This is a genomic window from Blastococcus sp. SYSU DS0552 (assembly GCF_054050815.1).
Map to the genome: position 1 here is coordinate 199,450 of NZ_JBJHAB010000007.1, position 12,169 is coordinate 211,618.

Genomic DNA, 12,169 nt, shown 5'->3' on the forward strand with positions numbered 1-12,169 from the left:
CACAACGCCGCCACCTCCGGTGCCTGTAGCCGTTAAACAGGGCGACGTTGACGCCTATGAGGGGCCACTCTGGTACGCGGGCGACTCTGCCCAAATGAATGGGGAGACTCACAACAACGTCCTATGGGTCTGCGGAAGCCCGGACAATGCCGGCTACTGCAGTTGGAATGAGAGCGTTGGCTGGGCGGATCTAACTGCACCTGGCCGCTTCTCCCTTCTCACCGGATACCTCGGCCTTACAGACAAGTCTTCGAGCGATTGTCGCGCCGAATTGACGGTAACCCCTGAAGGCAGAGAGCCGTTAACTTTCAACCTTTCCCGAGGGGTATTCACGGACGTGGAAATTCCGATGGATGGCGTTGTGCACGTAAGACTCGACCAGAATTTCACTTCAGGCTCTGCCTGCCACCTCGCTTTGGGCGAAGCTACCTGGAAATGACTCCCTGCGGAGGATACGATTAGCGCCGAACGACGGCCCGGCGCCTGAGTGCGAGGGCAGCAGCGGTGACTCCGGCGACGCACCTGGCGTTGTGGCGGCCCTCCCGATGTGCGAGTCGATCACCACCGTGATCACGCACCGGGAGCCATCCGATGGACCGCATCAACGAACTGCTCGGCCGCATCGCCGAGTTGTCGCACGACGAGTTGGGCGAGCTGCGCGGGCTCATCCTTCAGCAGCTCGACGGCCTAAACACCGTCCCCAGCCAGGCGCACGGCACGGACTCGTACGCGGTGATGGAGGTGCTCGCCAGCGCGGCCGACACGGTCAAGCGTGAGCGCGACCGCCGCGAGCAGGCGATCACAGCCGCTTTCCAGGCCCGCCAGGCGCTCACCGCAGCTTCGGCGGTGCCCGCCAACGTTCCGGCAGATCGGCGCCCGCCGGGCTGGCGCGCAACCGGCGAGGGCGCGGCCCGCGCCATCACCGCCAGCGGCATGGAGATCCCCAACAACGACGCCCTGGCGCGCGAGTTCATCTCGGCGGTTCACACCGTCGCGGCGACCCGCGACCTTGGCGTGGACGGCGAGAAGGTCCGCGTGGCGCGGCTGACCACCGACCGGGGGCCGGGCCGCACCCTGCGCCGCAGCGACTCGGCGGAGTCCGTCGCGGCTGCCGTCGAGGCCGCCGCCGCCGAGCACGTCGCCCGGGTGCGGCAGTCCATCACCGCCGCCGCCAGTGACCAGCCTGCGGCCATCACCGCTGCCGGTGGCTTCGGCGCGCCCAGGGACGTGGACTACTCGCTGCCCGGCTTCGAGGCCGAGGGCGCCCGTCCGGTGAAGGCTGCGCTGCCTACCTACACCAGCGATCGCGGCGGCGTCCGGTTCGTGCGTCCTCCGCAGCTTGCCTCGCTGAACGGCGCTGTCGGGATCTGGACCGTGCAGAACGACATCGACGCCGCCACCAACACGGCAGTCCGCAAGCCCGCCATCCAAGTCTCGCCCGGTGGCGAGGTCGCCGTCGATACGCAGGCCGTCACGAACACGCTGATCGTCGGGAACCTGATCAGCCGGGCCTACCCGGAGTTCGTCGCTCGGATCACCGCCCTGGCCAGCGCGGCGCACGACCGGATCGCGGAGCAGCAGCTGCTCACGCAGATCGGTGCGCTGAGCACGGCCGTCTCCGGCACCGCCACCGAGGGCCAGACGGACGGCGTCAAGCCGCTGGGCGCGACGCGTGTGTTGCTGCCGCTGCTGGACCGCGCCGCCACGGGCATGCGGAACCGGCTTCGGATGCCGTCCGACGCGCCGCTGCAGCTCATCCTCCCCGACTGGAGTCGGGGCATCCTGCGATCCGACCTGGCGTTGCAGGAGCCCGGCGACGCCTCGCTCGGGGTCACCGACGCCGAGCTGGCGGCCTACCTCGCCACGCGCAACCTGGCGCCGACGTACGCGATGGACGGGGAAGCCGGCCAGCAGTTCGACGTGCAGAGCCCCGGGCCGGTGAATGCGTGGCCGACGAGCATCGTCTCGTACATGTTCCCGGCGGGCGCTTTCGTGTTCCTGGACAGCGGCACGCTTGACCTGGGCATCGTCCGTGACAGCACGCTTACCGCCGCGAACGACATGATGCTGTTCTCGGAGTCCTTCGAGGCCGTGATGTTCCGCGGCGGCGAGGCTTTCAGGATCAACCAGGCCGTCACGCCGTCGGGCATCGCGCAGGCTGCGGTGGCGTGACCCGTGACGTACGTGAAGCCTGACCGGTGCGCTGAGCCGGACTGCAAGTTCCGGGCCGTGGCGGCGGGCGGCGTCTGCGAGCGCCACGGCGGCCAGCGGCGCACGCGGGCGGTCGGCACCACCGCGCCGATGGATCACATGCCCCTGTGCGGCGCGACCACCCGCACCGGCGGCCAGTGCAGGCAGCCGCGCATGCGCGGAACGTCACGGTGCAAGCTGCACGGCGGCAAGGCGCCGCAGGTGCAGCAGAAGGCGAGGGAGGTCGTGGCGCAGTCGGTCGTCGCCAGGGAAATGCGGTACTACGGCGAGCCGCGCGGCATCTCGGCCATCGACGCACTGGTCCAAGAACTGCACCGCACGCAAGGCCACGTGGATTACCTCGGTCAGCAGGTCGCGGCTCGGCCGCAGGACACCGCCCTGCTCGCCGTGTACGCCGCCGAGCGTGATCACCTCTCCAAGCTGGCGGACGCGATGGTCCGCAACAAGCTGGACCAGCGGCAGGCCGTTCTCAGCGAGCGGACGCTGGATCGTCTGGAGACTGCGCTCAACGGCATCGTTCGGGACCTTGGCCACGACCCCAGCGACTCCTACGTCCGGGGCATCATCGCCCGCAGAATGCGTGAGGTCGCCGCAGGGGAAACTACGCAGAATGACCCCGACGTGATCGACGCGGAGATCGTCTACGACGAACCCCGACCGGTGGCGGTAGCGTTCTGACCAGGGGCTATACGGCTTCGCGCACCGAATAGCCGGTATTTGCTCGGGACGACTGCGTAAGGTCCAGGCACTCCTCCTGCCGCACCTCGCCGACGACGATGCGGGAGGGCCGCATCCGCAGCGCCTCCTTCACCAGCCGGCGCAGCGGGATCTCCCCGGCCCCCTCCAGGTTGGGCTGGCGGGTCTGCATCGAGACGACGTCGGGCAGCGGCACCCGCAGCTCGAAGACCTCCTCACAGGTGATCACCCGCTCCCGGGCCGGGACCACGGCGCACAGGCAGTTGAGCAGCGTCGTCTTGCCGGCCTGGGTGCCGCCGGAGACCAGGATGTTCAGCCCGGAGGCGACGGCGGCCTCCAGGAAGCGGGCCGCCGGCGCGGTGAGCGTGCCCAGCGCCACCAGCTCGTCCAGCGAGTGCGCCTGCAGCACGAACTTGCGGATGTTGACCGCCATGTGGCGGCGGGTGATGCCGGGGATGACCACGTGCAGCCGGGAGCCGTCGGGCAGCATCGCGTCGACGAACGGGATCGACATGTCGATCCGTCGACCCGAGGTGCGCAGCATCCGCTCGACCAGGTCGGCCAGCTCGCCGGGCGCCAGGATCGTCGTGGTCAGCTCGCTGCGGCCGCGACGGGCGACGAACACCCGGCCCGGCTCGTTGACCCAGACCTCCTCGACCTCCGGGTCGTCCAGGTAGCGCTGCAGCGGCCCGAACCCGGCCACCCGGTCCAGCACGTCGCGGACCACCGACTCGGGGTCGCCGATCGGCGGCAGCGCCGAGGTCAGCGAGCGCTCCGAGTAGTCGGCGACGACGTCGCGCACCAGCAGCCGCACCGGGCCCGGATCGGTGAAGGGGTCCAGCCCACGCCGGCGGATCAGCTCGCGGACCTCGCCGTCCACGACGTCCAGAGCAGTCGGCACGCCCATCCCCCGTCGAGCAGTCGTCGAATCCGTGCGGACTGTAAGGAAACGGATCAGTCCGCGGGGGTGACGTCAGTCGATCTGTGGACAAGGACGAGGACCAGGAGGTGGCAGAGCACCCGGTCGGGTGAAACCGCGGAGCTCGCCGCCCGATGCCCAGTCGTGACCTGACGGGAACGAGGAGGTCATGGACGGCGGGCACCGTCCCTGCCATGGTTCGGCACCACGCCGACCGGAACGGGAGATGTGACGCGATGACCGTCCCACTGGAGGAGGAGACCGCCCGACAGTGGCTGGCGGTCGCGATCGAGGAGGCGCGCGCCGGGCTCGCCGAGGGCGGTATCCCGATCGGGGCCGCGCTCATCGGCCGCGACGGCGACGTGCTGGGCCGGGGCCACAACCGCCGGGTGCAGGACGACGACCCGTCGGTGCACGGGGAGACCGACGCCTTTCGCCGAGCCGGGCGGCAGGCCTCCTACCGGGGCACGACGATGGTCACCACGCTCTCGCCCTGCTGGTACTGCAGCGGCCTGGTGCGCCAGTTCGGCATCACCCGGCTCGTCGTCGGTGAGGCGACCACCTTCTCGGGCGGCCACGAGTGGCTGGCCGAGCAGGGCGTCGAGGTGCTGGTGCTCGACGACCCGGAGTGCGTGCAGCTGATGACCGACTTCATCGCCGCGAACCCCACGCTGTGGAACGAGGACATCGGCGAGGACGAGCCGTCCGCGGAGACGGGGCGGGCCCGATGACCACCGTCCGTCCCGAGGACGCCCCGGCTGTCGTCGATCCCGACTACCCGATCGACCCGGTGCCGGCGCACGCCCGGAGGTCGCTGTTCTCCCTGGCGATCGTCCTGCTCGGCTTCACCTTCTTCACGCCCACCATGCTGGCCGGCGCGCAGATCGGCGCCGCGTTCGACGTCGGCTCGCTGATCTGGGTGCTGCTGCTGGGCAGCGCCGTCCTCGGCGTGTACGTCGCCCTGATCGGCGGCATCGGTGCCCGCACCGGGCTGACCACGGTGATGATGTGCCGGTACGCCCTCGGCCGGCGGGGCGCCAAGCTGGCGTCGCTGCTGCTGGGTGGCACGCAGGTCGGCTGGTACGGGGTCACCGTCGCGACCCTGGCCGGGCTCACCGCCAGCGCGCTGGAGTGGCAGGGCCGGGCCGCCGAGGTCCTGCTCATGCTGGCCGGTGGGGCGCTCATGGGCGTCACGGCGTACTTCGGCTACAAGGGGATGTACGCGCTGTCCGTGGTCTCCGTGCCGCTCATGCTGGTGCTGGCCGGCTGGGTCACCTGGCGCTCGCTGGACGAGGTCGGCGGCTGGAGCGGTCTCACGGGTGTCGAGCCGGCCACGACGATGCCGCTGGCCACCGCGATCACCATCGTCGTCGGCACCTTCGCCTCCGGCGGTACGCAGGCGCCCAACTGGACCCGGTTCGCCCGAACGCCGCTGAGCGGCTTCTGGGCCTGCCTCGTCGCCTTCCTGATCGGCGAGCTGCTGATGCTGGGCTTCGGCGCGATCGGGGCGATCAGCTTCGGGGAGGGCGACTTCGTCCTGGTCCTCTACCAGCTGGGGCTGGTCGGCTGGGGGCTGGTCTTCCTCGTCGCCAACCTGTGGACCACCAACGACAACACCGCCTACAACTTCGGCGTCGCCGGCGCGGAGATCGCGAACTCGCGGTCGAAGAAGCCGTTCGTGATCGGCGGCGTGGTCATCGGGACGCTGCTGGCCATCACCGGCATCTACGAGAACCTGATCGAGTACCTGGTGTGGCTGGGCATCCTGATCCCGCCGCTGGGCGGCGTGGTGATCGGCGACTTCCTGGCGCGCTGGCGACGCGGCATGCCGGCCGATACCGCGCTCCCGGATGTCGAGTGGCGCAACCTGGCCGTGTACGTGGTCGCCGCGTTCGCCGCCTGGTGGAGCAGCGAGGCCGGGTGGTTCATCCCGCCGGTGGTGGGTGTGGTCGTCGCCGTCGCCGGCGTGCTGGCCCTGCAGCGCGGCCGCCGTTCGGTGGAGCAGCCGGTTCCGGCCTGATCGCGGCACGCGGCGGGGGCGGCCACCCGAGCCGTCCCGCCGCGTGAGCGACCGGAGGAGTGCTCGCGCCGTCGCCCGGCGAGCTCCGGGCGGCGGGAACCGCTCAGCCGCCACCCCGGTCAGGGCCGGGACCAGCCGGTGGTCTGCTCGGCCAGTTCGACGACGGCGTCGACCAGCGCGTCCCCGTCCAGCAGCACCCGGTCGTTGTGGTCCGCGCCGGGCACCTCGACCAGCCTGTGCAGCCGGGCGGCCGCCTCGGCGACGGCGCGGCTCTGCTCCGGCGGCACGATCGAGTCCTCGGTGCCCAGCACGACCGTCGTGGGCACCTCGACCCGCGCGATCCGCTCGGCCACCGGGAAGCGGTCGCGCAGCAGCGCCCGCACCGGCAGGACCGGGTAGTGCTCCGCGGCCACCGCCGGCAGGTCGACGAACGGCGAGCGCAGGACCAGGCCGGCCGGTGGGTGCTCGGTGGCCAGCTCGGTGACGACGGCGGCGCCCAGGCTCTCACCGAAGTAGAGGAGCCGGTCTGGCGCGACGCCCTCGTCGAGGAGGAAGTCCCGCGCGGCGCGGACGTCGGACGCCAGCCCCTCCTCGGTGGGGCTCCCCGGGTTGCCGGCGTAGCCCCGGTAGTCGAACAGCAGCACCCCCAGCCCGGCCTCGCCGAGCGCCTGCGCGAGGGGGGCGCGCAGGTCCCGGGAGCCGCCGTTGCCGTTGGCCACCAGGACCGTCGGCGCGCCGTCCCCCTCGGCCGGCAGGTGCCAGCCGGCGAGCTCCAGCCCGTCCCCGGTGGTCAGGACGACCTCCCGGCCGCTAGGGAGGGCGACCTCGACCGGGCGCGCCGGCCCGCCGTCGGGCAGGTAGACGAGGTTGCGCTGGAACACCCACAGCAGGCCGACCACGACCACGAGCAGCAGCACCACCGCACCAACGCTCACCAGTACCGACCGGACCACCCGCCCGATGATGCCCGCCCTCACCGCCCCGGGGCGGGGCGGCGCAGCACCGACGGTCGGCACACGGCCGCCACGCCCAGCACGAACACCGCCGTCGCGAGCAGGGCGGCGACGACCGACACCAGGTCGGTGAGCGCCCCGTTGAGCGCCGCGGCCAGCGGCCGCGAACCGACGAAGCCGACCAGCCAGAGCGCCATGATGCGGCCGATGTACTCGCGCGGGACGCGGTCGTAGAGCAACGTGGTGACGCCGTTCATGGCCAGCGTCATCCCCACGCCACCCACCGCGAAGGCCGCCACCGCGGCGGCCTCGCTCCCGGCCAGCGCCAGCCCGACCGCCGACAGTGCCAGCAGCACCAGACCGGTGGTCGCCAGCCGCGCGTGGTCGAGGAAGCGGAGCAGGGCGGCGTGGACGACGAAGCCCAGGAGCGCGCCGACGCCGAAGGCGGAGGCCAGCAGGCCGACCAGCTCCGGGCCGCCGCCGAGCCGGTCGGACAGCGCCGGGCCGAGCGTGACGGCGGGGTCGGCGCCGATCCCGACCGCGGTGATGCCGAGCAACAGGACGCCCACCACCGGGTCGGTGCGCAGGTAGCGGATCCCCGCGGCGACCGACAGGCGCGGGCCCGGCGCGGTGGCCGCACCCGGCGTCCGGAGCCGGAACACCGCCAGCAGGAAGACGACGTGGCCGACCGCGGCCAGGCCGAAGGCGACGCCGTACCCGGCGGTGGCGGCCACGACGCCGCCCACGGCCGGCCCGACCGCACGGCCCACCGACAGCGTCAGGTTGTCCAGGGCGACGGCGCGGGGCAGCTCACCCGGGCGCACCAGCGACGGGAGCAGCGAGTGCATCGCCGGCCCGCCGACGGAGAACCCGATGCCGACGACGAGCGCGCAGACCATCACGACCCACGGCGGCACGTCGGCCACGTCGGGGGTGAGCAGGACCCAGCCGGCCAGCACCGCGGCCCCGAGCGCACACAGCGCGCGGCCGAGCAGGATCTGCCGGCGCGGGCTGCCCCGGTCGGCCATCGCGCCGCTCACCGGGGTCAGCACCAGCTGCGGCACGAACTGGGCGAAGCTGACCATCCCGACCAGGAACGCCGACGCGGTCAGCTGCCAGACCAGCGCCGCGCTCGCGATGTTCTGGATCCAGATGCCGACGTTGGCGAGCAGCTTGCCGGCCCAGTAGGGCCCGAACACGGGGTCGGTGACCAGCCGGCGGGACGGCCGGGGTGCGGCGGGTTCCGGCTCCCGTTCCGCTCCGCCGTCCACTGCCCGGCAATCTAGGCAGCGCCGCCGGACGCCGGCCACCCGGGGGCGGTCGCGCCGGGCCCACCGACGCGGAGGGCCCTCCTCCCCGGTGCGGGGAGGAGGGCCCTCGGTGGTCAGCCGTGCTGCGGGTCAGCCCCCGGCGCCCGGCGCCGGGCACTCCTCGTAGAAGGACCGCGTGCCGGTGCGCACCGGCGTGGTGAACTCGCACCCGTAGTTCGGGTCGGCGACGACCTCGGGGTCGAGCACCGAGGCGCCCGCGGGCGTCACGCCGTTCTCCACCCAGTCGACCAGGTCGAGGAACTGGTCGGCCGCCTCCTCGGGCGTGTACTCGCAGTGCCCGGCGGCCCGGATCGCCCGCTGGACCAGCAGGTCCGCGTTGCCCTGCGCGGCGACGTCGGCGGCGTAGTGCTGCTCCATGGAGAACGGCACGTAGTAGTCACCGAGGGTGTGCGAGGAGAGCACCGGGACGTCGATGTCACCGGTGAGCGCCGGGACGGGGACCGCCAGGCGGGTGCTCCGGGTCCCGGGCGCCGGCGCCACCCGCTCCACGCGCTGGTCGAGCGTGGAGCCGTCCTCGAAGGTGTGGTCCACCGGGTAGTCCTGGTCGGCGTTGGTCCAGACCGCACCCGGCAGCACGCCCGCGAGGCCACTGGGCTCGTTGGTCACGACGCCGTAGACGAAGTTCTGCCCCTCCCAGTAGCCGAAGGCCTCGTCGTCACCGGGGCGCTCGCCGCCGGTGATCGCCGTGATGTTGGCGCGGAAGACCTCGCCCTCCTCGGTCAGCCCCTCGTACACCGGGGTCGGCGTGGTCGGGGTGCCGAGCGCGGCCTTGATCTGCGGCACGACCTCGGCGAAGTACTCCGACTGGGAGGGGAACGGGTAGGCGTCCACCCCGGCGAGCGTCTGCGCGAGCAGGTTGTAGTCGAGGAAGAAGTCGTAGAGCTCGAAGTCGCCCATGACGCCGCACATCGGCGCCGCGCCGTCCCACTCGACGCCGCGGTCGCGCTCCAGGAGCGTGCCGATGACGTGCCCGCCCATCGAGACGCCCTGCAGGTACCGCTGTTCGGCCCGCCCGACCCGCGCGTCGAAGATCCGCGCCAGCCGCTCGGTGGCGAGCGCACCGGCCTCGATGTCGTACCGGTTCTCGCCGTAGGAGGAGGCCGCCCAGGCGAAGCCGTTCTCGATGTAGGTGCGCCGCAGGTCGTAGCTGGGGTCGCTGACGTAGACGGTGGTGCCGGTGCCCCGGTAGCCGTGCTCCCAGAAGACGACGTCGCCGTTCCAGTCCAGCGGCACCTCGATGCGGTACGCGGAGCCGCGGTCGGTGCCGTAGAGCACCTTGCTGATCGGGTTGCCGGCCTCGTCGGTCAGGGGCACGAACTCCTGGCCGGCGGTCTCACCGGCGTAGTCGTAGCGCGGGTCGGCGACCGTCCAGCGCAGGTTGTAGACCCGCTCCTTCGGCGACTGCTGAACCGGCTGCCAGTCCGGGTTCGACACCTGTTCGTCGGAGGACGGGGGGACGGCGAGGGCGGGGCCCCCGACGGTGAACACACCAAGACCCACGCCTGCCGCGACAGCGAGGGGGGCCAACCGGTTGCGGTGCAGGGACACGAGACGACTCCTTCGTCGACACTGTGCTGCTCGTCACAGCGGAGCGCCTCTGTGTACTCCATCCGGGTGACGGACCGGTACCCCACCCCCCGGACGACCTCAGCGCAGGACGGCCTGGATGAGGTGCGGGCCGGGCTCGGCCAGCGCCCGCCGCAGTTGGTCGGCCAGCTCGTCGGCGGTCGTCGCACGGCTCGCCGGCACGCCCATCCCCTGCGCGATCGCCGCGAAGTCCAGCCGGGGGCCGCCCAGGTCGAGCAGCTGCCGCGCCCGCTCGCCGTCGTTGGCCGCGCCCACCCGCTTGAGCTCGTGCTCGAGGATCGCGTACGAGCCGTTGTCGCAGACGATCGTCGTGATGTCGGCCTGCTCGCGGGCGTAGCTCCACAGCGCCGAGATCGTGTACATCGCGCTGCCGTCGGCCTGGATGCCGATCACCGGCCGGTCGGGGCAGGCCACCGCCGCGCCCAGCGCCATCGGAAGCCCGTCGCCGATCGCGCCGCCGGTGAGCGAGAGCCAGTCGTGGCGCGGGCCGGCCGAGGTCATCTCGGTGAGCCCCGCGCCGGAGGTGAGCGCCTCGTCGACGACGACGGCGTCCTCGGGCAGCAGCGCGCCCACCACCGCGGCCATGCTGCGCGGGGTCAGCTCGCCGGTGGGCAGCTCGGGCCGCTCGAACTCCGCGACCTCCGGCTTCGCGTCCGGCGCGACGACGTCGGCCAGCGCCCGCAGCGCGGCGACGCCGTCCTCGCCCGGGGCGCTGAGCACGTGCACCGCGCAGTCCTCGGGCACCGGGTGGCCGGGCACCCCGGGGTAGCCGAAGAAGTGCACCGGCGCGGTGGTGCCGGCGAGCACCAGGTGCCGGGTGCCGGCGAGGGCGGCCATCGCCATCTCCGGCGGGTAGGGCAGCCGGTGCAGGTCGGGCAGGCCGGCGCCGCGCGCCGACCGGGCCGGGAACGTCTCGGCCATCAGCCGGACCCCGGTGCCCGCGGCGACCTGGGCGGCGGCCAGCTGGCCCTCCTCGGTCATGACGTCGCCACCGAGCAGGAGCACCACCGGCTCGGCGGACCGCACGACCGAGGCCACGTCCTCGACCACGGACGGGGCGACGTGCGGCCGCGGCCGCACCCGGAGCGGCTCCGCGACGTCGGCGCCCTCCTCCCAGGAGACGTCGGCCGGGAGGATGAGCGTCGCGATGCCACCGGTGGCGACGGCGGCCACCGCCTCGGCGGCGTCGGCGGCGACGTCGGCGGGTGACAGCGACCGGCGCAGCCAGGTCGAGAAGGTCCCGGCGACGGCGTCGATGTCCGACTCCAGCGGGGCGTCGAGGCGCTTGTGCGAGCGGGCGTGGTCGCCGACGACGTTGAGCATCGGCGCCGTGCCCCGGCGGGCGTTGTGCAGGTTGGCCAGCCCGTTGCCCATGCCCGGCCCGAGGTGCAGCAGCGTCGCGGCGGGCCGGCCGGTCATCCGCGCCCAGCCGTCGGCCGCGCCGGTGGCCACGCCCTCGAAGAGGGTCAGCACACCGCGCATCTCCGGCACGTCGTCCAGCGCGGCGACGAAGTGCATCTCCGACGTCCCGGGGTTGGCGAAGCAGACGTCAACGCCCGCGCTCACCAGCGTCCGGATGAGCGCCTGTGCACCGTTCACCGGCTCAGCTCGCCTGCTGCACGTCGAAGTGCACGAAGGTGGCGCCGCCGGTGGCGAAGTTGGCGAGGTCCTTGCCGGCCGCCCGCCCCTCGGGCGAGGCCATGGCCTGCCCCATCGCCTCCTCGGAGTCGAAGTCGAGCTCGGCGATCAGGTAGGGCGCGGGCTGCGCCGGGTCCAGCGACACCGGCTTGCCGTAGGTCAGCCGCACCAGGCCGGGCTGCCGCAGCGCCAGGGGCGTGTGCGTCTCCCGGTAGTACGCGTCGAAGGCGGCCGGGTCCTCCGGCTGTCCGTAGCTGACCACGAGCCTGTGCACCATTTCCGAGCTCCCTCCGCAGGTCCGACGCCCGCCAGCAAACAGGGCATCGGCCTCCGGCGCGAGTCCGGCAGGCTCCCCGCGCGGGTTGTCCACAGGTTCCCGCGGAGCGGCCCGGTCGACCGGCATCCGTTGTTACGTTCCGCCGCGTATCCGCATCCTCCGGTGCCCGGAGCACCCGGACCTCCCGATTGGACTCACCATGGCGAACGTCAACGTCACCTACCAGCAGATGGAAGACGCGGCCGGCCGGCTCACCAACGGGCGGGTCGAGATCGACGGCATGCTCGGTCAGCTCAAGGCCCTCGTCGACCAGCTCGTAGCCGAGGGCTACGTCACCGACGCCTCCAGCCGCAGCTTCTCCGCCTCCTACGACGAGTTCACCACCGGCGCCCGGAACATGGTCGCGGGCCTCGACGGCATGGCCCAGTACCTGACCCAGGCCGCCGCCACCTTCCGCGACGCCGACGCCCAGCTGGCCGGTGCGCTCGGCCGCTGATCAGCCCACCGCACGACGACGGCCGCCCCGCCCCGCGCGAG

At 72.6% G+C, this 12,169-nt stretch carries 11 protein-coding genes; 5 read left to right on the forward strand and 6 right to left on the reverse strand.

The genetic code is table 11. The features are described 5' to 3' along the window. Positions 1-591: 591 nt before the first annotated feature. Together ACI8AG_RS09630 and ACI8AG_RS09635 are read left to right on the forward strand one after the other, a co-directional pair. Positions 592-2,172 (forward strand): major capsid protein, encoded by a 1,581-nt coding sequence (locus ACI8AG_RS09630; RefSeq protein WP_456596860.1) that lies wholly within the window; start codon positions 592-594, stop codon positions 2,170-2,172. Positions 2,173-2,175: 3 nt separating this feature from the next. Beyond that, complete coding sequence (locus ACI8AG_RS09635) at positions 2,176-2,889, forward strand: HGGxSTG domain-containing protein (RefSeq protein WP_456596861.1); 714 nt, start codon at positions 2,176-2,178, stop codon at positions 2,887-2,889. A gap of 7 nt (positions 2,890-2,896) precedes the next feature. On the opposite strand, the gene ACI8AG_RS09640 is transcribed toward ACI8AG_RS09635, so the two are convergent. Next, positions 2,897-3,808 (reverse strand): CpaF family protein, encoded by a 912-nt coding sequence (locus tag ACI8AG_RS09640; protein WP_456596862.1) that lies wholly within the window; start codon positions 3,806-3,808, stop codon positions 2,897-2,899. A 254-nt stretch (positions 3,809-4,062) separates the two neighbouring features. Here ACI8AG_RS09640 and ACI8AG_RS09645 point away from each other — a divergent pair, with 254 nt between their 5' ends. Together ACI8AG_RS09645 and codB are read left to right on the forward strand one after the other, a co-directional pair. Continuing rightward, the gene (locus ACI8AG_RS09645; RefSeq protein WP_456596863.1) at positions 4,063-4,557 is read left to right on the forward strand and encodes a nucleoside deaminase; all 495 of its coding nucleotides are present in this window, start codon (positions 4,063-4,065) and stop codon (positions 4,555-4,557) included. Further along, positions 4,554-5,846: a cytosine permease gene (codB, locus tag ACI8AG_RS09650; protein ID WP_456596864.1), complete on the forward strand. Its 1,293-nt coding sequence runs from the start codon at positions 4,554-4,556 to the stop codon at positions 5,844-5,846. The genes ACI8AG_RS09645 and codB overlap by 4 nt, the downstream gene beginning before the upstream one ends. A gap of 119 nt (positions 5,847-5,965) precedes the next feature. On the opposite strand, the gene ACI8AG_RS09655 is transcribed toward codB, so the two are convergent. The 5 genes from ACI8AG_RS09655 to ACI8AG_RS09675 all read right to left on the reverse strand — a co-directional run bounded on the left by ACI8AG_RS09655 (position 5,966) and on the right by ACI8AG_RS09675 (position 11,632). Continuing rightward, positions 5,966-6,781 (reverse strand): alpha/beta hydrolase, encoded by an 816-nt coding sequence (locus tag ACI8AG_RS09655; RefSeq protein WP_456596865.1) that lies wholly within the window; start codon positions 6,779-6,781, stop codon positions 5,966-5,968. A 38-nt stretch (positions 6,782-6,819) separates the two neighbouring features. Beyond that, positions 6,820-8,070 (reverse strand): MFS transporter, encoded by a 1,251-nt coding sequence (locus ACI8AG_RS09660; protein WP_456596866.1) that lies wholly within the window; start codon positions 8,068-8,070, stop codon positions 6,820-6,822. A gap of 129 nt (positions 8,071-8,199) precedes the next feature. Continuing rightward, a complete protein-coding gene (locus ACI8AG_RS09665; RefSeq protein WP_456596867.1) occupies positions 8,200-9,618 on the reverse strand; it encodes an esterase in 1,419 nt (472 codons plus the stop codon). A gap of 159 nt (positions 9,619-9,777) precedes the next feature. Next, positions 9,778-11,316, reverse strand: a complete 1,539-nt coding sequence (locus tag ACI8AG_RS09670) for an acetolactate synthase large subunit (RefSeq protein WP_456596868.1) — start codon at positions 11,314-11,316, stop codon at positions 9,778-9,780. A 4-nt stretch (positions 11,317-11,320) separates the two neighbouring features. Next, positions 11,321-11,632 carry an EthD family reductase gene (locus ACI8AG_RS09675; RefSeq protein WP_456587348.1) on the reverse strand — a complete coding sequence of 104 codons (312 nt, stop codon included), beginning with the start codon at positions 11,630-11,632 and terminating at the stop codon, positions 11,321-11,323. Positions 11,633-11,831: 199 nt separating this feature from the next. Here ACI8AG_RS09675 and ACI8AG_RS09680 point away from each other — a divergent pair, with 199 nt between their 5' ends. After that, positions 11,832-12,128, forward strand: a complete 297-nt coding sequence (locus ACI8AG_RS09680) for a WXG100 family type VII secretion target (RefSeq protein ID WP_456587347.1) — start codon at positions 11,832-11,834, stop codon at positions 12,126-12,128. Positions 12,129-12,169 lie beyond the last annotated feature (41 nt).